Origin of the sequence: Agrobacterium sp. ST15.16.055 (assembly GCF_027956555.1) — a bacterium.
GTDB classification, from domain to species: domain Bacteria; phylum Pseudomonadota; class Alphaproteobacteria; order Rhizobiales; family Rhizobiaceae; genus Agrobacterium; species Agrobacterium salinitolerans.
The window spans coordinates 1-22,839 of the sequence record NZ_JAQKGN010000012.1 but is presented as its reverse complement, the minus strand read 5'-3'; the positions used below and the strand labels follow the sequence as shown (position 1 = coordinate 22,839).

The window sequence follows — 22,839 nt, the reverse complement described above, 5'->3', positions numbered from 1 at the left end:
CCCGCGCCTTACAAAAAATCTCGGGGGTGCGGATGCCGAATACGGCATGCGGACAGACGCAAGCCGGGTGTTCGATCTAACCGACTGACCGGAGCACCCCGCCCGGCAGACGTTTTTCCTGAAACGGCAGGTCTCCTGGCTCGCGGCTTTACATCCTGACACCGCCTTCCCGAACCCGTTAAGGCGTCCAGTGGCTTTACGGTGCGGGCTTACCGCTTACAGTTGCGGGGGCAGCCACGGAATGACCCGGTAATCGGGTTGGAACCGTGTTCCCTCTTAGCTTTTCCCGTTGCCGGGAAAAGACCGTCAGTCCGTTACCCTTAGGCTGAACGGGCGTGGGGGTCAATGCCGCGACCCTGTGGCCCGCACATTGCCGGGTGCGGCAAATTGGGTATAGTCGCCGCTCCGAATGGCGGGGCACCGGGTCCCACGCCGCTGGATGAAAAGGAAAACGCGATGACACGTGACATCAGCGACAGCGAAGCCGAACGTCACCGGCAGAAAATGGTCAACCGCAAAACGGTGCAGGACGCCGAGGTTGCGGAAAAGACCATCGAAAAAGGTCTGCTGATGATCAATACCGGCCCGGGCAAGGGCAAATCCACCGCCGCTTTCGGCCTTGCCCTGCGCATGCTCGGCACTGGGCGGCGGGTCGGCGTGGTGCAATTCATCAAGGGTGCATGGTCGACGGGAGAACAGCAGGCGCTGAATTTGTTCGGCGACAGGGTGGTGTGGCGCACCATGGGCGAAGGGTTCACCTGGGACACGCAGGATTTGAAGCGCGACGTCGCGGCGGCGGCAAAGGCCTGGGAAGAAGCCAAGGTCCTGATGGCCGACGAGACCGTCGGCCTGCTGATCCTCGATGAGCTGAACATCGCGCTCCGTTACGATTACCTGCCACTGGAGGAGGTGGTCGAAACGCTATCCAGCCGAAGGCCCGATCTGCACGTCATCGTTACCGGCCGCAACGCCAAGCAACCGCTCATCGACGCGGCCGATATGGTGACGGAAATGACCCTCGTGAAACATCACTTCAAGGCCGGCGTAAAAGCGCAGGCGGGGATAGAATTCTGACATGGCTGCACGCGTGCTGATGTTTCAGGGAACCGGCTCGGATGTCGGTAAATCGCTGATGGTGGCAGGCCTTGCCCGTGCCTTCACCCGGCGCGGCCTGTCCGTCATGCCGTTCAAGCCGCAGAACATGTCAAACAATGCGGCCGTGACCGCCGATGGCGGCGAGATCGGCCGCGCACAGGCGCTGCAGGCACGGGCGGCGGGCGTGCCGCTTTCCGTGCACATGAACCCGGTGCTCCTGAAGCCGCAGAGCGAGACCGGCGCACAGGTGGTGGTGCAGGGCAAGATCGCCGGCAATGCCAGGGCGGCCGATTATCAGCACATGAAGGCCGGGCTGATGCCGCGCGTGCTCGAAAGCTTCAACCGCCTGAAACAACGGGCCGATCTGGTGCTGGTGGAAGGGGCGGGCAGCGCCTCCGAAATCAACCTGCGTACCAATGACATCGCCAATATGGGTTTTGCCAGAGCTGCGGACGCGCCTGTGATCCTGATCGGCGATATCGACCGGGGCGGCGTCATCGCCAGCCTCGTCGGCACGAAAGCCGTACTCGAAGCTGAAGACGCGGCGATGATCGAAGGTTTCATCGTCAATCGCTTTCGCGGTGATCCGGCCCTGTTTTCAGACGGCATGCGGATAATTAGGGAACAGACCGGCTGGGCTTCTATCGGGCTTCTGCCACATTTCTCAGATGCCGCCAAACTGCCGGCGGAAGATGCGCTGGGGCTCTCCGGCCCCGCCCAACAGAAGCCTGGCGCAAAGATCCGCATCGCCGTGCCGATCCTGCCGCATATTTCCAATTTCGACGATCTCGATCCGCTGGATATGGAACCGGATGTCGAACTGATCCGCGTGCGGCCGGGCGAAACCATTCCGGCCGATTGCCGGCTGGTGCTGCTTTGCGGATCGAAAGCCACCATCGCCGATCTTGCCGTGCTGAAAGATGCGGGCCTAGACATCGATATAAAGGCGCATATGCGGCGCGGCGGCTACGTTCTCGGCCTTTGCGGCGGATACCAGATGCTCGGAAAAACCGTTGCCGATCCTGACGGCATCGAGGGATCGCCCACAACTGTCGATGGGCTCGGTCTGCTTGATGTCGACACGGTTTTGACGGGCGACAAAAGGCTGGTTTCCGTTCAAGGCGTGAGCTTTGATGGTATTGGTTTATCCGGCTACGAAATGCATGTCGGGGAAACCACGGGAGCAGCGGGCAATCTGGCGTTTTCGACGATCGACGGGCATAGCGATGGAAGCATTTCACCCGACGGTCGCGTCTTCGGCACCTATATTCACGGCCTCTTCGCGGATAACAGCCAGCGGAGCGCGTGGCTGGAACGTCTCGGCGGGCAGGGCACGGAGCTGAACTATGATGAGCAGGTGCATACGGTTCTCGACCGTCTCGCTGCACATATGGAACAGCACCTCGATCTCGACCGTCTGCTTGCTATAGCGCGATAAGGATCGCCAGAAGTCCGAACAGGCCGATCAATAGCAGGTCGGCAATCCGCACAAGCCGCAGCGCCCTGCGAATATCGCCGGCAACCAGCGCCGCCCTGCCACCTTCACCCATGAAACGCGCCTCGATCATCTGACCGCCATAGGAGCGCGGCCCTGCGAGCGCAAAGCCGAGAGCACCGGCCAACGCCGCCTCCGGCCAGCCAGCGTTGGGAGAACGGTGATGATGGGCATCGCGACGTATCGCAGCCATAGCCCTGCCGGGTGATGCGCCCTTAACAAAAAACGCGGCAACCACGAAAAGACCGCCGCTCAACCGTGAGGCCGGCAGATTGACCAGATCGTCCAGCCGGGCGGAGGCCCAGCCGAAGGCCTCATGGCGGGGTGAGCGATGGCCGATCATGCTGTCAGCCGTATTGATCGCCTTGTAAGCCGCGCCGCCCGGCAGGCCCAGGATGCCGAGCCAGAAGGCGGGAGCGACGATGCCGTCGGAAAAATTTTCGGCCAGACTTTCAACCGCCGCCCGGCAGATCGCCGCTTCGTCCAGCTTTTGAGGATCCCGCCCGACGATCATCGATACCGCCTTGCGGCCGCCTTTCACACCCTCACGCTCCAGAGCAATGGCGACAGCCTCCACATGCTGCTCAAGACTTTTCTGCGCCGGAAGCGAAGCTCCCAGCACAGCAACCAGTAAAATGCCGAAGGGCAGAAAAAGCAGGGTGGATTGCGCAAACCACGCAACAAGCAGCGTCAGCCCGACGAAAACGAGGAGAGCCGCGACACCGGCTCCCTTGCGCTGTGAAAATGACGCACTCTCCCGGTTCCATTTTTTGTCCAGCAGCGCGATAAGCGAACCGATCCAGGTGACGGGATGGCCGATGCGTTTGAACAGCCATTCCGGATAGCCGGTCAGGCGTTCGATCACGAGCGACAGGAAAGCGAGAGCAAAAAACATGGGCGAAACAGTACCAGAAAAGGCGAAAGCTGCGATCCGTCACGGTGGCAATCTCGGCAGGGCGCGTCTGCTGTTTCCTGAAGCGCCTGAACCGTGGATCGACCTTTCGACTGGGATCAATCCGCACTCCTACCCGCATTCGCCGATCCCCGCCAGCGCATTCGCCCGCCTGCCGGAACCGGACGCCGCCGAAGAATTGAAAAGTCTGGCGGCAACGCATTTCAATGCGCCTTCCGCCCGGCATGTAGCGCTTTCCCCCGGCACGCAGATGCTGATGCCATTACTGGCTCAGATCGCTATCGCCCGCGGGGCAAAAAGCGGCGCCGTCCTTTCCCCCGCCTATGCGGAACATGCCCGAACCGCACGCATGGCCGGACTGGCTGTGACCGAGGCGGAAAACATCAGCGCGATGTCGGCTCATGACTATGGCGTCGTGGTCAATCCCAATAATCCCGATGGCCGCATCACGGATCGCACCGCCTTGTTGTCGCTGGCCGCCGCCATGCGCCGCAAGGGTGGGCTGCTCGTCGTGGACGAAGCCTTCATCGAGACAGGAGGTGCCGAAAGCCTCGCAAATGCCGCCTGTCAGGATGCACTGGTCATCCTGCGCTCTTTCGGTAAATTTTACGGCATGGCAGGCGTTCGGCTGGGTTTCGCGATTGCGCAGCCCGATATCGCTGCTGAACTGGAGGCAAGGCTCGGCCCCTGGGCGGTTTCCGGCCCGGCGCTGCATATCGCGACGCAGGCTCTGGCGGACGGGGAATGGCAATCGTCCATGCGTCTGCACCTTGCCGAAGACGCCCGGCGCATGAACGCCATGCTGGAAAAAGCGGGGCTGGCAATTGCCGGCGGCACGTCGCTGTTTACTCTGGTGCGGGATCCCCGCACCACAAACCTGTCCAGCCATCTTGGCCGACACGGCATTCTGGTCCGCATTTTTGATGAGAGGCCGAACGACATGCGTTTCGGCCTTCCCGGTAGCGAAACGGAGTGGCAGCGCTTTGAGGAGGCGCTGTCATCCTTTGACTATTCCTCGAAGGTGTAGGTCTCAATCGACTCCGGCTTCATTTCGATGGAGAAGCCCGGCAATTTCGGCGGCATGTAAGCGGCGTTTCTGATATCGCAGGGTTCGATGAAATGCTCGTGCAGGTGGTCGACATATTCGATCACGCGGCCTTCCTTCGTGCCAGATACCACGAGATAGTCGATCATCGACAGATGCTGCACATATTCGCAGAGGCCGACGCCACCGGCATGCGGCCAGACCGGCAGATTGTATTTGGCGGCGATCAGCAGCACCGCCAGCACCTCGTTCAGACCGCCCATGCGGCAGCTGTCGATCTGCACCACATCGATGGCGCCCTCGGCGATGAACTGCTTGAACATGATACGGTTCTGACACATTTCACCCGTCGCCACCTTAACCGGACCGATGGCCGCGCGGATCTTGCGATGGCCGGCGACGTCGTCCGGGCTCGTCGGCTCTTCAATGAAGAAGGGGTTGCAGAAGGCAAGCTTGTTGACCCACTCGATGGCCTGATCGACTTCCCAGACCTGATTGGCATCAATCATCAGGTAACGGTCGGGACCGATCACCTCACGGGCAATGGTAAGACGGCGAATATCGTCTTCCAGATCGCGGCCAACCTTCATCTTCACATGGTTGAATCCGGCATCGATGGCTTCCTGGCAAAGACGACGCAGCTTGGCGTCGTCGTAACCCAGCCAGCCGGCCGACGTGGTGTAGCAGGCATACCCTTCGTTCTTCAGCGTCTCGATACGTTCCTTCTTGCCGCTTTCGGCTTTTTTGAGGATCGCAAGCGCTTCGTCCCGGGTCAGCACGTCGGTCAGATAGCGGTAATCGACGATATCGGCAATTTCTTCCGGGCTCATATCGGCAACGAGCTGCCACACCGGCTTGCCGGCCTTCTTGGCCAGCAAATCCCATACCGCATTCACAACGGCGCCGGTGGCGAGATGCATCGCGCCCTTGTCCGGGCCGATCCAGCGCAACTGGCTGTCGCTCGTCAGATGTCGCCAATATTTGCCGGGGTTCTCGGTGACGGTGGCAAGATCGGTGCCAACCACCAGATGACGCATCGCTTCGATGGCCATGCAGCAGATGTCATTGCCGCGACCGATGGTGAAGGTCAGCCCGTGGCCTTTAAGACCCGGCTCATCGGTATCGAGAATGACATAAGCCGCCGAATAATCCGGGTCGGGGTTCATCGCGTCCGAGCCGTCGAGACTTTGGGACGTCGGAAAACGCAGGTCGAAAACACGCAGATCAGTAATTTTGGTCATGGCCGTTCACTCGCGGTCAGTGTCAAAGGAAATCGTTTAGTCGAGGTGGAAGGTTTCTTCCATCATCGCCCACCACTCGCCTTCCTTGCGGCTTTCGAGCGGTTGCTGACAGGGAATGGTGAAAGACCACCACTCCTGGTTCTTCGGGCTTGCAGCCATCTTCGCCATGTCGGCGCTGATATCGCTGCCGTGATATTCCCAATAGCCGAAGAGCAGATTTTCCGGCTCGCGCAGGAAGATCGTATAATTGCGGATATTGCAGTCGCTGATGAGCGCCAGAATTTCAGGCCAGACGGCGGCATGCAGCCTTTTATATTCCGCGATCATTTCCGGTTTGACGCCTATGACCATGCCCATGCGCTGCATGAAAAACTCCGTTATTGCTTGATGGTGGCGAGCGCCGCGCGCAACTTCGACTGTGGCAGGCTCAATCCCAGCCGTTCCGCTGCGGCAACGACCGGAGCGAAGCGGCGGCGCTTCTTTTCATCGTGGTTGCCGGCGATATCGGCCAGCCGATGCGCGAGAAAGGGATTGCGCAAACGCGCCCGCAGCACGCCAATATAGGCCTGCGCCTCTTCTCCCATGCCTTCAGCGGCAAAGACCGGCAGAACCTCGTCCCGCCAAAGCGTCTCCAGATCCGCAACGAGAATATCGTCGACCATTGCCTGACGCACGGTTTCATCCTTGCCTCGCCCATCCTGCAACCAGCGCTCCGCCAGATAGGAATGACCGAGATTGAGCAGGAAAAGCTTCAGCTTTTCATAATGATCGAGATCATCGGTCAACACCACGGCGGGGTGCGTGCAGGGAAGGACAAGCCCGTCCTGCTTCTCGATTGCCCAGAGTGCATAGGGCTCCGCGACGGCACCCACCGGGTCGATAGGCTCGGAGACGATGCGATCCACGAGACTATTGGCGAAACGGCACTTCTCATTCAGATAAAAGGCAAAACCCGCCGGCAATTGCCATTCATCTGCAAGCCGGCGAATGACCTGTTTCAGCTTTTCGCCATTACGTGGCACGAGCTCACAAGGGAAGATGGAGACCGGTGCTTCCGGATTGCTCTGAAAACGCTCCAGCAGCAACATGCAGAGTTTGGCCGGAAAGCTTTTCGGTACGATCGTGAAATCGTCAGCAAGCCCGGCATTATCAGCCGAATCCAGCTCATAACCGCGATCGCCCGTATTGGACAGAATGACCTCGGCCTCGCAGGCAAGGCGGCGCACTTCGGCCCAGTCGGTCGCAGCCGTCAATGCCCGCGCGACAGCCCCGCCCCGAATTTCCTCATCCACTTCCTGCCCATCGCGGATGCCGCAAATACGCACGGGGTAGGGCGCCCCGCCGTTCAGCGCCGTAACACGCTTCAGGCTCTCCGCGTTGCCGGTCGTCTGTACAATCGCGATGCGCCCCAGAGCCTCGCCCTTGTCCAGCGCCTGCGAAACAAAGAGATCCGCATGCGCCAGAAGAAAGCGGCTGGTGCCGAATTGCAGGATGGGCGTATCGGGCGTCATGCGACCTCCACCATGCCCTTGATAACTCCGGCCTTCGGATCGGTCAGGCCGGCGAATCGTGAGGGCACATCGGCAAGCGTCATGCGATGGGTGATCAGTGCTTCCGGTACCTTGCCCTCCCGCAGCGCCTGCAGGACGCGCTCGAAATCCTCAGGCGTAGCATTGCGACTGCCGAGCAGCGTCGTTTCCCTCTTGTGGAACTCCGGATCGTTAAAGCTGATATCGCTGGCGACGATGGAGACCAGCACATAGGAACCGCCATGGCCGACAAAGGAAAAGCCGCGTTCCATGGCTTTCGGATTGCCGGTCGCGTCGAAGACCGCATCGAAAAAATCGCCGCCGGTAATGTTGGAGAGGCAATCCCTGTCGCCCTCGCCGAGCGCCACCGTGTGTACGACCCCGAGATGCTCTCTGCAGAAATCCAGCCGGTCGCTGCGCCCATCGATCATGGTCACTTCGCCGCCATCGAGAACCGCGAAAACCGCAACCGCCATGCCGATCGGGCCGGCGCCGACGATCAGAACCTTCTGCCCCTTCTCGACTGCGCCACGGCGCACCGCATGCGCACCGATAGCCAGAAATTCGGTCATCGCCGCCTGATCGAGGCTCAACCCCTCCGCCTTCAGCACGAATTGTTGCGGCACGCTCAGATATTCGACCATGCCGCCATCGCGATGAACGCCCAGCACACCAATATTGCGGCAGCAATTGCTCTTGCCCTTCAGGCAGGCGCTGCATTTGCCGCAAGAGATATAGGGAATGACGGTGACCACGTCGCCTGCGGACAGATGGCTGCCTTCCGGCGCCTCTTCCACCGTGCCGGAAAGCTCATGGCCCATGATGCGCGGATAAGAGAGATAAGGCTGGTTGCCCGTGAAGATGTGCAGATCCGTGCCGCAAACCCCGATGCGGCGAATACGCACCAGCACTTCGCCTTCGCCACGCACTGGTGTCGGCAGTTCCTTGGAAACGAGTTGACCTGGGGTTTCGCAGAAAATCGCCAGCATGTATCACCTGTGGGAAAGGGAATAAAAACGAACGGCGTTACCGCCAAAGACTGCCGCATGGTCCTTTGCCGGCACGATATCGCGGCAGAAATCCAGCCACACCTGATAGTCGCCCGCCAGCCGCAACACCGGCCAATCACTGCCGAAAATCACGCGGTTGCCGCCAAAGAGTTCCAGAATGGTCTCGGCATAAGGCCGTATCGCTTCCGGCCGCTGATCGCCGCGCTCGGTCAGCAGACCGGAAAGCTTGCAATGGACATTCGGAAGAGCCGCCAGAGCGGCCATATCCTTGCGCCAGTCGCTGTAGTGTCCGGCGGCAATCAGCGGCTTCGCGCCATGATCGATGACGATCGGCAATTGCGGATGGCGGCGAGCAAAGGCGAGGAGATGCGGCAGATTGGGCGGCAGGACCAGCGCATCGAACGCCAGACCGTGCTCTACCAGCGTCGCCACGGCGGGATCGAGTGCCGGATCATCGATCCAGGCGACATCCTCGATGCTCTGCAACATCGGACGCACACCCTTGAACGCCGGATGTTTTGCCCGACGGGCGATTTCACTCGCCGCATCGGCGGACTTCATATCCACCCAGCCGACAACGCCCCTGATGAAATCGGTCTTTTCCGCCAGTTCCAGCATGAAATCCGTGTCGGCCGCCGTCTCCATCGTCTGAACCAGCACGGTGCCGGAAACTCCGGCGGCGGCCAGCAAAGGCGACAGGTCGGCGGGGAGAAAATCCCGGTAGATGGCGGCGAGCGACGGCGGCGGCCACTGCCCGGCGCGATCCTTCATCAGCCAGAAATGCTGGTGGGCGTCGATGAGCATCGCCTCAGGCCTTTCCGCCCGGTACGGGCGCACCTTCGGCGACCAGGCCGCGCCTTTGCAGTTCGGACCAGAATTCATCCGGGATCGACTGCTCGAACCACTCTATATTGGAGGCGAGTTGCTGCGCATTGCGCGCACCCGAAACGACCGTGACCGATGCCGGATGGGCAAGCGGAAATTGCAGTGCGGCCGCCTGCAGCGATACGCCGAGTTCCTCGCAAACACCCTGCAGCGCATCGACACGCGTAAGAATATCGGCAGGTGCGTCGGCATAATTGAATTTGCGGTTGCCGGCCAGAATGCCGGAATTGAATGCACCGGCGACAACGATGGCGACACCGCTTTCAGCGCAACGGTTCATGAAAGCAAGGCTCTGCTGCTCCAGCAGCGTATAACGGCCGGCAAGCATGGCGACGTCTATATCGAAGACATCCATGGCGTCGCTGACGATTTCCCACTCATTGACACCAAGGCCGACGGCCCCCGTCGATCCCTCCTCGCGCAGCTTGCCAAGCGCCCGGAAGCCGCCGCCGGTGGTCAACTGCTCCCAGTAGTGCTGATGCTTTTCGCCATGGGTGAAGGAGCCTATATCATGCACATAAAGAATATCCGGCTTCAGAACGCCTAGCCGTTGCTGGCTTGCCTCGAAGGAGCGCAGAATACCGTCATAGGAATAATCATAGACCGGGCGGAACGGCAGGGGCGTTATATAGGCATCCTCCTCCGGACCGACGGTCTCGTCCGGCACCATCACACGGCCGACCTTGGTGCTCAGCGTGTATTCGTTCCGGTCATGCTCCGTCACCATGGTGCCGAGGCGGCGCTCCGACCGCGTATAGCCGTAGAACGGCGCGGTATCAAAATAACGCATGCCGCTTTCCCATGCCTTGTCGAACGCGCCCTTGGATTCCTCATAGGGCGTGACGCGGTAGAGATTGCCCATCTGGGCGCAACCGAGGCCCATGACGGTGACGTCGACGGCGCGGCGCGGCAATTTACGTGTATCGGAGACTTTCATCGCAGGGACTTTCCAGCTCGTCTTTGGAAGGACGCGCCGCCGCAAGGCGGCGCGCCGTCAGCATTAGTAAAGCACGTTCTTGGCTTCAGGCTTCTCGATATTGTCCTTGGTGACAACAACAACGCCGGTATCGACGAACTTCTCAACCTTTTCCTTGTTGATGAGCTTGGTCACGGTTTCCACGCCCTTTTCACCCATCTGGTAGGAACCCTGAACCACGATGCCGGCAAGCGTGCCGTCCTTGACGAAGCTCTGCAAATCCTGGTTACCGTCAAAGCCGATGGCGATGACCTTGCCGGCCTTGCCGGACTGGGCAAGCGCGCGGCCGACACCGATGGCCGTCGGCTCATTGGCGCCGAAAATGCCCTTCAGGTCGGAATTGGCGGCCAGCACGTCGGTGGTCTGGTTCAGCGCGGTCGCCATCTGCGACTGCGAATAGAACGGACCAACGATCTGAAGCTTCGAGTGCATCTGGATGTAGTCGGTAAAACCGCCGACACGGCCGATTTCGGAACCGGCACCGGCGACATAGGACATGACGGCAATCTTGCCTTCCGTGCCAACCTTGTCGATCAGCGCCTGGGCCGCCAGTTCGCCGGCCTTCTTGTTATCGGTTGCCAGGAACGACTGGTAATATTGCTCCGAACCCTTGGCGAGCTGCGAGTCGATCAAAACGACGGGAATACGGGCTTCCCAGGCCTTCTTGACGGCCGGCACTAGCGCGTCCGGGTCGGAAGGTGCCAGGACAATGCCCGCGACCTTACGATTGATGGCGTTTTCGACCATGTTGACCTGGTCGGCAATGGCGGACTCGGCAGCCGGACCCTGGAATGTCATGGTATTGCCGGAAGAGTTCTTCATCGCCGCATCAGCACCCTTCTGAACATTCTGCCAGAAGGTGGAGTTGACGGTCTTGACGATGACGGCGATCTCACCGGCCTGCACGGTGGAAACGCTCCACAGCGCGATTGCGGATGTCAGAAGGGCAGTCGCAATTTTCTTCATTTCTTCCTCCGTGATGTCGGCATACCGGGCCTCCCCTGCCGATCTTTTTTGCGGAAAGGGTCCGCAGCCCTTTGGTCAGCGGCGGTTGCGCAGCTGGTCGATCCAGACGGTGACCAGAATGACGAGGCCGATGATGATCTGTTGCGTGAAGGCGGACACGCCATTCATATTGAGACCGTTGCGCAGGATGCCGATGACGAAGGCGCCAATGGCCGTGCCGGAAATGGTGCCGACGCCGCCGATCAGCGATGTGCCGCCGATAACGGCGCTGGCGATTGCGTCCAGCTCATACATCACACCTTCGTTTGGCTGGGCGGTAACGAGACGCGACATCAGCACGCAGCCCGTGAGCCCGGCGAGCGTGCCGGACAGGATGTAGGTGAAATTGGTGACACGGGCGACATTGACGCCGGAAAGGCGCGCGGCTTCGGCGTTGGAACCGACAGCGTAAATGTGACGGCCAAGGATCGAGCGGTTGAGCATGAAGGAAACCGCAAGCGCAATCACCACCATCAGGATGACGGGGTAGGGGATACCGGGAAACACCACATTCGGAAAGCCGTCGTCACCGATAGTGACGATGCGAAAGAGGGCGCCGTTGCCAAGTTCGCCAAAGGATTCGCCGAGGCCCGAAACGGCACGCGCGCCGGTGATTTGCAGGGCCACGCCGCGGGCGATCAACATCATGCCTAAGGTGGCGATGAAGGGCGGCAGCTTGAAACGGGTGACCAGAAGACCGTTAATGAAGCCGCAGAGCGATCCCGTCAGAATGCCGAGCAACATGCCGACCGGCACCGGCATACCGAGTTCCTTCACCGCAAGAGCGGCGACGACACCGGCGAGCGCCAGCACCGAACCGACCGAAAGATCGATACCACCGGTGATGATGACGCAGGTAGCCCCGATGCCGAGCAGCGCGATGGACGTGACCTGCAAGGCAATCGTCATGCCGTTATTGACGGTGAAGAAGGCGCTGCTGGTGGCGGAGAACACCGCGACGAGGGCGAACAGGCTGCCGAGCGCGGCAAACTTCTGGATGATGTCCTTCTGGCGATCGCTGACAGCGAAGCCCTTTTTGGGTTCTGCAATATTGGCCATGTCGTTCCTCACTGCGCGGCCCGGCCGTAACCGGACGCATACCGCATGATTTCTTCCTGATTGGTCTTGGCGGTTTCTAGCACGCCCGTAATTCGGCCCTGATGGAAAACGGCGATACGATCCGTCAGCCCAAGAATTTCCGGCAGTTCCGAACTGATGAGAATGACGCCGATACCCTGCGCGGCGAGCTCGTCCATGATCTTGTAGATCGCGAATTTCGCGCCGACATCGATACCGCGCGTCGGCTCGTCGAAGAACAACACGCGCGACTGCCGGAACAACCATTTGCCGATGATGATTTTCTGCTGGTTGCCGCCGGAAAGCAGTCGCACCGTCTGCCCGATGGAGGGAGTACGGATATTCAGGAGATCGACGTAGCGCTTTGCTACATCGTCATGCCTCTTGAAGTCGATGAGCCCGAAACGGTTGGAAACCTCGCCGAGATTGGCAAGCGTCGTATTGGCCGCCACTGACATCTTGATGGCGAGGCCATCGCTTTTGCGATCTTCCGAGAGATAGGCGATGCCTTCTTCGATGGCGTCCTGCGGTGAGCCGATCGAAAGCTCGCGCCCGTTGAAAACGATCCTGCCCGCATCGAGCGGATCGGCGCCGAAGACAGCCCGGGCGACTTCGGTGCGGCCGGCACCCATCAACCCGGCAAAACCGAGGATTTCACCACGGCGCAGCGAAAAACCGACGTCGTGGAACACGCCGCTGCGCGTCAGGCCCTCCACGGAAAAAATAACGTCTTCCGTGGGGCGCGATGTCCGCTCGGGGAATTTGTCTTCCAGCGAACGCCCCACCATGCGCGTGACAATGTCATCAACGGTGATCGAGGCAAAATCGTCGGTTGAAATATAACGTCCGTCGCGCAGAACCGTCACACGATCGACGATTTCGGCCATTTCATCGAGACGATGGGAAATATAAACGATCCCGACACCGGATGCCTTGAGATCGCGGATGACCTTGAACAGGAGCCGGGTCTCCTGCTCGGTCAGCGAAGAGGTCGGCTCATCCATGATGAGCACTTCAGCGTCAAGAGAAAGCGCCTTGGCGATTTCCACCATCTGACACTGAGCGACCGAAAGGCCGCGGACAATCTGGTCCGGATCGATATCCACACCCAGCCGGTCGAGACAACGCTTGGCATCGAGACGCAGCTTCTTGCGGTCGACGAGGAAACCACGACGTGGTTCGCGCGCAAGATAGATGTTTTCAGCGACGGAAAGATGCGGAACGAGGTTGAGTTCCTGGTGGATGATGGCGATGCCGGCGGCTTCGGATTCCAGCGGCGATGCATATTGCACCTTCGCACCTTTATGAAGGATGGTGCCGTCGCTCGGCTGATAGACGCCGCTGACGATCTTCATCAGCGTCGATTTTCCCGCGCCATTTTCGCCGCAGACGGCATGCACCTCGCCTGCGCGCAGATCGAAATGCACGTTCGAAAGTGCTTTGACGCCGGGAAATTCCTTGCTGATATTATCGAGGCGCAGGAGCACCGCGCGCTGTCCGTGCGCCATCTGTTCGGACGAAAAATCGCCCCGAATTGTCGATGCGCCTTGCGACATCTGGAAACCTCCACCCTGTTCCCCGCTCCACCGGGGGCCTTTAACAGGGCAAATGGTTAGGCCGGTTTTTTATAATGGTCAAGCCAATTAGGTTAAAAATTGGAGGCTGGCTTTAGAGGCAACGGATAGCCATCGTGAGAAACTTTAAAATAGTATCGTATTTTCAGTATATTGAGTAATTTCTTGCGTATTGCTACACTTGGCGTTACGGTAAGGCCAAATACAAGCATCACGAAGGCTTCAGCAAAAAACACATGAGTGGTCAGGCCAAAATAGCGGAACCGCGCAGGCTGTATCAACAGATTGCGGATCAGATACGCGAACTCATCGACATGGGTGAATTCCTGCCTGGGACGCGGCTTCCCGCCGAACGGGAACTGGCACAGAAACTCGGCGTGTCGAGACCGTCATTGCGGGAGGCGCTGATTGCGCTTGAAATCGATAACACCGTTGAAATTCGCATGGGTTCCGGCGTCTATGTATCGGCCGAAGCGCTGCAGACGACCCATCATACCAAATCGCTGGGTGACAGCCCCTCCGAACTGATGCAGGCGCGCGCCGCTCTGGAGGGTGCCACCATCGTGTTGGCGGCAAGCCGGATGACCGATGAGACAATCGCGACCCTCCACCAGATACTCAATACCATGCAGCGGGAAATCGAAGCCGGCCGCAAGCCTCTGGATCAGGATCGACTGTTTCACGTCACCATCGCCGAGCAATCCGGTAACAGCGTTTTGGCCCGAATGGTGGCGAACCTCTTCGACGAGCGCCACAGCCCCATTTCGGCCCAGCTTCGCGTGAAATTTGAAGACCGCGATACCTGGACCCAAGCCCTTCAGGAGCACGAGGCCATTCTGGCGGCGCTTGAACTGAAAGACCCGCTGCTGGCGCAGGCCGCCATGCATACGCATCTGGAAGGTTCGAAGAGACGCTGGGTCGAAAATTGATCTAGAAACATAGCAGGCAATATAACGGGAGGAGGATAACCCGTGAGTGAGAATTCCGAGGCAACCATTTTGCTGAACGCCAACGACAATGTCGCGGTGGCACGTCGGTCCATTCCGGCCGGCGGCGCGACGGGCAGGGGCGATCTGGCGGCGCTCGAGCTGATCGGGCGCGGGCACAAGGTGGCCCTGAAGTTCATCAAATCGGGCGATGAGGTGCTGAAATACGGACAGGTCATTGGTATCGCCACCCAGGATATTGAGCCCGGCCGGCACGTGCACCTGCACAATCTCGCCATGGTGCCTTCCGAACACGCACATCAGTTCAGTGTTGATATCGAAGAAAAGGGCATGGTGCCGGAAGCCGAACGCCGGACGTTTAGGGGTTATGACCGCGGTCTCGGTGGTGTTGGAACGAGAAACTATATCGGCGTCATCGCTTCGGTGAACTGTTCCGCCACGGTGTCGCGTTACATCGCGGATTATTTCAACAAGCAGGGCGGCCTTGATGGTTTCGACAATGTCGATGGCGTCGTGGCGCTGACCCATGGCGGCGGCTGTGCGCTGAATACGAAATCGGAAGGTTACCGCCTGCTGATCCGCACCATTCAGGGTTATGCCCGCCACCCGAATTTCGGCGGCATTCTGCTGATCGGCCTCGGTTGTGAAACCAACCAGATCGCGCCCATTCTCGAACATTACAAGATGGAAGAGGGTGAGCGGCTGCGCACCATGACGATCCAGCAGCATGGCGGCACCCGCAAGACAATCGATGCGGCGATCGCCGAGATCAAGGCCATGCTGCCTATGGTCAATGCCGCCCGCCGCACGGAACAACCGCTTTCCAAGCTGAAGGTGGCGCTGGAATGCGGCGGTTCGGATGGTTATTCCGGCATTTCCGCCAACCCGGCTCTGGGTTACGCCTCCGACCTCATCGTCCGTAACGGCGGCACCACAGTCCTCTCGGAGACGCCGGAGATTTACGGCGCCGAGCATCTCCTGACGAAGCGCGCCGTCACCCCTGCCGTCGCCGAGAAGCTCCTACAGCGTATAGACTGGTGGCGTGATTATACCGCCCGCAATGGCGACGAACTCAATAACAACCCCTCCCACGGTAACAAGCTTGGCGGCCTGACCACGATTCTGGAAAAATCGCTGGGCGCGGTCGCCAAGGGCGGCTCCATGCCGCTGAAGGCGGTTTATGAGTTTGCTGAAACCGTGACGGAACAGGGTTTCGTCTTCATGGATACACCCGGCTATGACCCCGTTGCCGTCACCGGCCAGGTCGCGGGCGGCTGCAACGTCATCTGTTTCACCACCGGTCGCGGCTCGGTTTCCGGTTTCAAGCCGTCGCCGTGCATCAAGATCGCCACCAATTCCGAAATGTATGAACACATGAAGGAAGACATGGATATCAATTGCGGTGAGATCGTCACCGGCGCTGAAACCATCGAAGAATCCGGCAAACGAATTTTCGAGCATATTCTGGCGGTAGCGTCCGGCGACAAGACCGTCAGCGAAATATACGACTACGGCGATAATGAATTTGTGCCGTGGCAGGTTGGAGCCGTGACCTGAACACTGCGGCGCCAAGACTGTCCCACGTGAAACAAAAGGCCCGGAAATCAATTTCCGGGCCTTCTTTATTCCTGATTATTTCCGCGCTTAATGGCGGAAGTGGCGCATGCCGGTAAAGACCATTGCCACATTATGCTCATTCGCAGCGTCAATCACTTCCTGATCGCGCATGGAGCCGCCCGGCTGGATGACAGCGGTAGCGCCAGCAGCAATCGCGGCGAGCAAACCATCGGCAAAGGGATAAAATGCTTCCGAAGCGACGGCGGAGCCGCGCGTCAACGGCTCGGCAAGACCAAGAGCCTTGGCGGCATCTTCCGCCTTCTGGGCAGCGATACGCGCGGAATCCACACGGCTCATCTGGCCTGCGCCGATACCCGCGGTCTGCCCGTCCTTGGCGTAAATGACGGCATTGGACTTCACATGCTTGGCGATCTTGAAGGCAAACTTCATGTCTTCAAGTTCCTGCGGTGTCGGCGCTCGCTTGGTGACGACCTTGAGGTCCAGATCCTCGACCATGCCATTGTCGCGGCTCTGCACCAGCAGGCCGCCCGAGACGGTCTTCGCAGTGAGGCCAGCCGCGCGCGGATCAGGCAAACCGCCAGCGGCAAGAAGGCGCAGGTTCGGCTTGCGGGCGATGATGGACTTGGCTTCTTCGGTGACATCAGGCGCGATGATGACTTCGGTGAAGAGCTTGACGATCTCTTCCGCCGTTTCCGCATCGAGCGTGCGGTTCAGGGCAATCACGCCACCAAAAGCGGAAACGGAATCGCATGCCAGCGCCCGCCGGTAAGCTTCGGCAAGTGTCGGCCCCGTCGCCACGCCGCAGGGATTGGCGTGCTTGATGATAGCGACTGCCGGCGTATTTTCCGGCAAGAATTCCGCCACGAGCTCGTAAGCTGCATCGGTGTCATTGATGTTGTTGTAGGAAAGCTGCTTGCCCTGAAGAAGCGTCGCGGTCGCAACGCCAGGACGCTTTTCGCCGGTGAGGTAAAAACCAGCGCTCTGGTGCGGGTTTTCGCCATACCGCATCTTTTCCTTCAGCGCGCCGCCGATAGCGCGGTAATCCGGCGTTTCGATTGCAAGCGCCTCTGCGAACCAGTTGGAAATCACCGCATCATAGGCAGCGGTGCGGGCATAAGCCTTGGCGGCAAATCGCTGGCGCAGCGTATAGGACGTCTGGCCGTCATCGGCCTGCAGGGCCTCAACCAGATCGGGATAGTCAGACGGATCGGTAACCACAGTGACATAGGCGTGGTTCTTGGCGGAAGCGCGGATCATGGCCGGGCCGCCAATATCGATGTTTTCCACCGTCGTCGGATAATCGCCGCCCTTGGCGCGAACTTCTTCGAAGGGATAGAGATTGATGACCGATAGATCGATCGCCTCGATGCCGTGCGCCTTCATCGCCTCGACATGATCGGCATCATCCCGGATCGCCAGCAAGCCGCCATGAACGCTGGGATGCAGCGTCTTCACGCGACCATCCATGATCTCGGGAAAATTCGTGACGTCTGAGACATCCGTAACCGGCAGGCCTGCCTCAGCAATGGCCTTTGCCGTACCGCCGGTCGAAAGCAGCTTGACGCCAAGCTTGGAAAGCACCGTCGCCAATTCGATAATGTCCGTCTTGTCAGACACGGAGAGAAGCGCCGTGCGGATTTTTACCTTATCGGGGGCGGGAATTTTCTTGGACACGACGGCCATCAGGCATACTCCGTTTAACGGGGAGGACAGGCTGGAATGGAATTGATCCAGCAATTGCCGCCGCGTTAACACAGCTTACCGGATTAATAAACAGCGGGGATGCCGAACGATGACAACTATGGTGGTTTTTGACCGGCATCGCCGGAAATTTGCCTAGGCTTGGCGTTCGATCAGCCAGCGGATTTCCCGCGTATTCGCAAGATTGAAGGGGAGTTCAATCTGCTGCGACGGGCGCATACCGGATGCGTCGGCCATGAAGACGTCTTCGGTGACGAAAAGTTCCAGCCCGGGTGCGGAAAACAGCCAGACGATTCCATCCGCTGCCTCCAGATAGACCGACTCCTCATCCCGCTGATGTAGCTGAATGTGGGGATGAATATGGAAACGTGAAACCGCTGTGACCGACTGCGATTGCGCTTTCGCCGCATTTTCGTCGCGCCGCAGCAGATCCCGACCCTTTATCTTGGTACCGGCCGCATTCAGTTCTATTTCCCGCTCATGGTAACAACCGAAATTCTGCAAATAACCGTCATGTGATGCCCAGAGAACATCATTACCGTTAGCATCCGCCCCGCGCCTGCTGTCGACGTGACTAACGCCTGACACCATAATCGGACCAAGCAGCCGCGAGCGCGACAGTCTACAGGATGAGGTATCCGCAAGCGTGACGGTGGAATGCGCCGCCGTGGAACGGCTGGCGCGCTGATATTCCGGCGCGGCGTTACGTGGAAAGCCGGAATTGACGATGAAGCGGTTCTTGCCGCAGGACATTTCGAAAGACAGGCAACCCGAATGAGCACTCCGTGAAAGCTCCGCCGAGCCGGGATACCCTGTATCGACGATGATGACCGTATCGTCCGTCGCAAGCCGGTGATAGTTCACATCCGGCAGGACCTTTGAAGGCCGGCCGGCCGTTTCATCATAGCGCAATACGGAAACAAGCTCATTGGCGAGCGTGGCCGTGGCGCCGTTGAACAGCGCGAGATCGCCGCCCTGATGCCGGAAGAACCGGATCGCCGGGAACATGCGGTCTATCGCCGGCACCAGACCTGACGGCAGATCATGGCCGAGATTGATATAACTTTGCCGAAGCGGCAGGAGATCGAGCAACAGATCCAGCATGACGCGTGGATTACGGGAAACATGTCCGCCATCGGGCAGAATCTGGCGTTCCATTTCCTGAGCCAGCTTCATTCCATTCCGCGTGATCCGTGAAAGGCGCGTTGGCATGGCAATGGAAGCCATGGCCAATGCAATCCTGATCCTCAGCCGCGCTTCGCCATCGGGCGCGTGTCTGACAATTCTTTCGAGATACCGCACATGAAAGGCGAGGCTTTTCAGAAACCGGCGATAGAAGCCGGCATCGGCCTCGTATAAAACGACGGGAGAGTGCGAAAGCCAGGCAATGAGCCTTTGTGCGGCGATTTCCGGTGACCAAGCAATACCTGCAAGCCGTTTGCCATGAAGCACCATCCACTCCGCAACAATGCGGCGCGCTCGTTTGCAGGCCTCGCTCGATTTATCGGAGCGAATATGCCGTAGCCAACTAAATGCATGCAGCCGTTCTTCAAAGACCACCGAGGGATATTCCATCTGAAATGGCGAAGCTCCGCCGGTTTCGACGACACGCCCGGCCAGCGCGATGCGGCCCCGCAACAGTTCCTCGGCGAAATAGGGATCGATGGCTCTAAGATCGGTCGGCGCCGCCACCAGACCGTCTGGCGCACGAGTGGCAAATCGCGACATATGCAGGCGCAAAGGAGTGAGTCCGACACACAGATGACGATACGCCATCCGCGACAGAAGACCGGCGGCATTCATGCTGCCTGCAAAGGACCCTAACAAGCTGTGTTTCCCGTTTCACATGTTTTGTTTTTATCAGTGAACCGCGACGACCGGAACGTTTTCGATAAATATCTAATGATTCGCGAGAGCTTGGCTTTTTTCTACTTCTTACGCAAGACACTGCTAAAAAACCCATCGACGCCGCCGAACATATCCGGCGTTGTGCGAAGATCGCCATCGGGACTGATGGCCGCTTCCATTCCGGGCCAATCCTCGCGGCGGACGGCAACACGCTCCACGTCGGGATTTTCCGCCAGAACCTCGGCAATCATCGCTTCTCCTTCAGAAGGATCCAGCGAGCAATTGGAGAAGACAACGAGACCGCCCGGTCCAACAAGGGTCAGCGCATACCGCAGCATCTGGCCCTGAAGGGCAGCGAGTTTGGCAATATCGTTCTCATCCTTGGTCCAGCAGACATCGGGATGTTTGCGAAGTGTCCCGGTGGAAGAACAGGGCGCATCGAGGAGGACCGCGTCAAAGAGCTGTTCCGGCTGATACTTCAGCATATTGGCCTCCACCGTTTCGGCACGGAGACCAAGCCGGTCGAGGTTTTCCCTGAGGCGACGAAGACGGTTTCCGGACTGATCCAGCGCCGTCACCTTGGCGCCCGCCAGCGCAAGCTGCGCGGTCTTGCCGCCCGGGGCCGCACAGAGATCGGCAACACGTTTGCCCGCAATGTTACCCATAAGCCGGACCGGCATGCTGGCGGCAAGATCCTGCACCCACCATGCACCCTCGGCGAAGCCTTCGAGCGAGGGGATCTGCCCCTCGAATTCACCCAGACGCACGCTGCCGTTCGGCATCAGCGTACCGCCCAGTTTTTCCGCCCACAGAGCGGGATCAACCTTGATCGTGAGATCGATGGAGGAAGGCGTCAGCTGCGCTTGCGAGATCCTCTGAGCCGCCTCAATTCCGTAAGCCGAAACAAGCCGCTCGTAGAACCAGTCCGGCAGCACGGGAACGTCGGCGACAGCCTTTTCGATCTCCATCTTTTCACGACCGAGCCGTCGAAGAACAGCGTTCACCAGTTTGACGAAACGCCGGTTGCGCGGATCGCGGTGAGCCTGCTCCACGGCGAGATCGACAGCGGAATGATCCGGCACATCGAGGTAAAGCATCTGCGCCGCACCGACGACAAGAACGTGATGCAGCGATCGCGCGCCCTGCGGCAGCGGACCATCGAGCAGCATCGACAAAGCCGTTTCAATCCGGGGGAGGTGGCGAAGCGCGCTGTTGACGATGGCCCTCACCAGCGCCCGGTCGGCAAGCGACAGGGCTCGATAGACGGGATTGCCGTTCTCGCTATCGAGCATCCCATCCAGCGAGGTCTTTTTTTCCAGAACGGCGGCCAGAATGCGAGTGGCGGCAATGCGCGCGGCGAGACCCGGCTTATCCTGGAAAGACGAAGGGCCGTCTTCACGGCCCTTCCCATTAGCCGGTCTCGGTTTTCTGGACCGCGCCGGCTTATTCTGAATATCGGATGTCAAGACCACGGCCCCTTGCGCTCGTTTTCATTGCCTCGTCCCCAGCCTGTTTTGGGAACGGAGCTTGATTTGCGCAGAGGTCTATCACCCGATGGCGGCGGCGTCGATCCTCGCGGGGAAAACTCCTGCGCCATGGCGTGCAGTGCGGCCACGCGATTTTCCGTATTCGGATGCGTGGAGAAGAGATTGTCCATGCGCTCGCCGGAAAGCGGATTGATGATGAACATATGCGCCGTTGCCGGGTTACGCTCGGCATCGTCATTGTGGATACGCTGCGCCATGCCCGAAATCTTCTGCAATGCGGAAGCAAGCCAGAGCGGGTTGCCGCAGATTTCCGCGCCGCGCCGGTCGGCGGAATATTCCCGTGTGCGGCTGATCGCCATCTGCACCAGCATCGCGGCCAGCGGCGCCACGATCATCGCCACCAGCACGCCGATAAAGCCGAGCGGATTACTGTTGTTCTCCCGGTTGCCGCCGAAGAAGAAGGCAAAATTGCCGAGCATGGATATGGCGCCCGCCAGCGTGGCGGTGATTGTCATGGTCAGCGTATCCCGGTTCTGCACATGCGCAAGCTCATGCGCCATGACACCGGCCACTTCCTCCGGTGTCAGACGCTCCAGCAATCCTGTCGAAGCGGCAACGGCGGCGTTCTGCGGATTACGCCCGGTCGCGAAGGCGTTGGGTTGCGGGCTATCGTAAATATAGACCTTCGGCATCGGCAGACCGGCATTTTGCGACAGGTCGCGGATCATGTGAAAAAATTCGGGCGCATTCGCCTCGTCGATCTCACGCGCATGATAGGCGGAGAGAACCATCTTGTCAGAGTTCCAGTAGGAAAAAATATTCATACCGGCTGCGATGACCAGGGCAATCATCATGCCGCCCTTGCCGCCGATCAGAAAACCGACACCCATGAACAATGCGGTCATGAAGGCCAGAAGCATTGCCGTGCGCATCATGTTCATCCGTTTAACTCTCCTTGTCACTCACCGGGAATATTCCGGGGTTTATAAAGCCCCTCGGATTATATATCATCTGGTAAACGGCAAACGTATTTCAATATCCCGTCATAGGGAGGATTTCATGCAGAATGCGAATAATGACAACGCCACAGACAGTGGCGCGGAAGGTATAAAGCGACTTTCGCCGGCGGCGCAGCGAGCGTTGAAAGAAGCGGAAGAACGGCGCAGGCAACAGGCCGATCTCAAGTTGCCGCCGGAAACCGGCGGCCGCGGCGGTGCAGAACCCGTGCGTTTCGGCGATTACGAAATAAAAGGCCGGGCCATCGATTTTTGAGCCCATTAATAAAAATACCCGCCAAAGGCGGGTATTCAGACCGCTGACAAACCCGTCGATATTTTCGGCGGGTTTTTTCTTTTTCGGGATGATGACGTTTTGTTGTCGTCTTTTGCGGGTGAACGGGAGATAAGATGAGCCTCGTTTCCTCATCCCCAGGC

At 59.2% G+C, this 22,839-nt stretch carries 20 protein-coding genes and 1 riboswitch; of the genes, 6 read left to right on the top strand and 14 right to left on the bottom strand.

The genetic code is table 11. From position 1 onward, the window contains the following. Positions 1-108 precede the first annotated feature (108 nt). A riboswitch (cobalamin riboswitch) is annotated at positions 109-323 on the bottom strand. 133 nt (positions 324-456) lie between these two features. Both cobO and PL599_RS16700 read left to right on the top strand, forming a co-directional pair. Beyond that, positions 457-1,074 carry a cob(I)yrinic acid a,c-diamide adenosyltransferase gene (gene cobO / locus PL599_RS16705; RefSeq protein ID WP_137412352.1) on the top strand — a complete coding sequence of 206 codons (618 nt, stop codon included), beginning with the start codon at positions 457-459 and terminating at the stop codon, positions 1,072-1,074. Between the two features lies 1 nt (position 1,075). Beyond that, the gene (locus tag PL599_RS16700; RefSeq protein WP_271359351.1) at positions 1,076-2,533 is read left to right on the top strand and encodes a cobyric acid synthase; all 1,458 of its coding nucleotides are present in this window, start codon (positions 1,076-1,078) and stop codon (positions 2,531-2,533) included. On the opposite strand, the gene cbiB is transcribed toward PL599_RS16700, so the two are convergent. Further along, positions 2,520-3,485 carry an adenosylcobinamide-phosphate synthase CbiB gene (cbiB, locus tag PL599_RS16695; protein WP_142912899.1) on the bottom strand — a complete coding sequence of 322 codons (966 nt, stop codon included), beginning with the start codon at positions 3,483-3,485 and terminating at the stop codon, positions 2,520-2,522. The genes PL599_RS16700 and cbiB overlap by 14 nt on opposite strands. Here cbiB and cobD point away from each other — a divergent pair. Then, the gene (gene cobD, locus PL599_RS16690; protein ID WP_077983656.1) at positions 3,484-4,530 is read left to right on the top strand and encodes a threonine-phosphate decarboxylase CobD; all 1,047 of its coding nucleotides are present in this window, start codon (positions 3,484-3,486) and stop codon (positions 4,528-4,530) included. The genes cbiB and cobD overlap by 2 nt on opposite strands. On the opposite strand, the gene PL599_RS16685 is transcribed toward cobD, so the two are convergent. The 9 genes from PL599_RS16685 to PL599_RS16645 all read right to left on the bottom strand — a co-directional run bounded on the left by PL599_RS16685 (position 4,512) and on the right by PL599_RS16645 (position 13,827). Then, positions 4,512-5,789, bottom strand: a complete 1,278-nt coding sequence (locus PL599_RS16685; protein WP_137412356.1) for an L-fuconate dehydratase — start codon at positions 5,787-5,789, stop codon at positions 4,512-4,514. The genes cobD and PL599_RS16685 overlap by 19 nt on opposite strands. Before the next feature lie 36 nt (positions 5,790-5,825). Beyond that, positions 5,826-6,155, bottom strand: coding sequence for an L-rhamnose mutarotase (locus tag PL599_RS16680; RefSeq protein WP_077983658.1), 330 nt, complete (start codon positions 6,153-6,155; stop codon positions 5,826-5,828). An 11-nt stretch (positions 6,156-6,166) separates the two neighbouring features. Then, positions 6,167-7,300, bottom strand: a complete 1,134-nt coding sequence (locus tag PL599_RS16675) for a mannitol dehydrogenase family protein (RefSeq protein WP_269824779.1) — start codon at positions 7,298-7,300, stop codon at positions 6,167-6,169. Then, the gene (locus tag PL599_RS16670; RefSeq protein WP_142912897.1) at positions 7,297-8,307 is read right to left on the bottom strand and encodes a zinc-binding alcohol dehydrogenase family protein; all 1,011 of its coding nucleotides are present in this window, start codon (positions 8,305-8,307) and stop codon (positions 7,297-7,299) included. The genes PL599_RS16675 and PL599_RS16670 overlap by 4 nt, the downstream gene beginning before the upstream one ends. A 3-nt stretch (positions 8,308-8,310) precedes the next feature. Next, positions 8,311-9,132 (bottom strand): amidohydrolase family protein, encoded by an 822-nt coding sequence (locus PL599_RS16665; RefSeq protein ID WP_269824778.1) that lies wholly within the window; start codon positions 9,130-9,132, stop codon positions 8,311-8,313. 4 nt (positions 9,133-9,136) lie between these two features. After that, the gene (locus PL599_RS16660) at positions 9,137-10,150 is read right to left on the bottom strand and encodes an aldo/keto reductase (RefSeq protein WP_269824777.1); all 1,014 of its coding nucleotides are present in this window, start codon (positions 10,148-10,150) and stop codon (positions 9,137-9,139) included. 63 nt (positions 10,151-10,213) lie between these two features. Next, the gene (locus PL599_RS16655) at positions 10,214-11,155 is read right to left on the bottom strand and encodes an ABC transporter substrate-binding protein (RefSeq protein WP_191217164.1); all 942 of its coding nucleotides are present in this window, start codon (positions 11,153-11,155) and stop codon (positions 10,214-10,216) included. A 75-nt stretch (positions 11,156-11,230) separates the two neighbouring features. Beyond that, positions 11,231-12,253: an ABC transporter permease gene (locus PL599_RS16650; protein ID WP_077983716.1), complete on the bottom strand. Its 1,023-nt coding sequence runs from the start codon at positions 12,251-12,253 to the stop codon at positions 11,231-11,233. A gap of 8 nt (positions 12,254-12,261) precedes the next feature. Then, positions 12,262-13,827, bottom strand: coding sequence for a sugar ABC transporter ATP-binding protein (locus PL599_RS16645; protein ID WP_269824776.1), 1,566 nt, complete (start codon positions 13,825-13,827; stop codon positions 12,262-12,264). 254 nt (positions 13,828-14,081) lie between these two features. Between PL599_RS16645 and PL599_RS16640 the strand changes: the two genes are divergently transcribed. Together PL599_RS16640 and PL599_RS16635 are read left to right on the top strand one after the other, a co-directional pair. Then, positions 14,082-14,774 carry a FadR/GntR family transcriptional regulator gene (locus PL599_RS16640; RefSeq protein ID WP_137412360.1) on the top strand — a complete coding sequence of 231 codons (693 nt, stop codon included), beginning with the start codon at positions 14,082-14,084 and terminating at the stop codon, positions 14,772-14,774. A gap of 42 nt (positions 14,775-14,816) precedes the next feature. Continuing rightward, positions 14,817-16,349: a UxaA family hydrolase gene (locus PL599_RS16635; protein ID WP_020809849.1), complete on the top strand. Its 1,533-nt coding sequence runs from the start codon at positions 14,817-14,819 to the stop codon at positions 16,347-16,349. Between the two features lie 87 nt (positions 16,350-16,436). On the opposite strand, the gene purH is transcribed toward PL599_RS16635, so the two are convergent. From purH to htpX, 4 genes are all read right to left on the bottom strand, one after another. Beyond that, a complete protein-coding gene (gene purH, locus PL599_RS16630) occupies positions 16,437-18,053 on the bottom strand; it encodes a bifunctional phosphoribosylaminoimidazolecarboxamide formyltransferase/IMP cyclohydrolase (RefSeq protein WP_142912893.1) in 1,617 nt (538 codons plus the stop codon). A 153-nt stretch (positions 18,054-18,206) separates the two neighbouring features. Beyond that, positions 18,207-19,874 (bottom strand): heparinase II/III family protein, encoded by a 1,668-nt coding sequence (locus PL599_RS16625; RefSeq protein WP_269824819.1) that lies wholly within the window; start codon positions 19,872-19,874, stop codon positions 18,207-18,209. Between the two features lie 125 nt (positions 19,875-19,999). Beyond that, positions 20,000-21,385, bottom strand: coding sequence for an RsmB/NOP family class I SAM-dependent RNA methyltransferase (locus PL599_RS16620; protein WP_269824775.1), 1,386 nt, complete (start codon positions 21,383-21,385; stop codon positions 20,000-20,002). Further along, a complete protein-coding gene (gene htpX / locus PL599_RS16615; RefSeq protein ID WP_269824774.1) occupies positions 21,382-22,347 on the bottom strand; it encodes a zinc metalloprotease HtpX in 966 nt (321 codons plus the stop codon). The genes PL599_RS16620 and htpX overlap by 4 nt, the downstream gene beginning before the upstream one ends. Before the next feature lie 118 nt (positions 22,348-22,465). Here htpX and PL599_RS16610 point away from each other — a divergent pair, with 118 nt between their 5' ends. After that, positions 22,466-22,678 carry a DUF1674 domain-containing protein gene (locus tag PL599_RS16610; RefSeq protein ID WP_269824818.1) on the top strand — a complete coding sequence of 71 codons (213 nt, stop codon included), beginning with the start codon at positions 22,466-22,468 and terminating at the stop codon, positions 22,676-22,678. Positions 22,679-22,839: the final 161 nt, after the last annotated feature.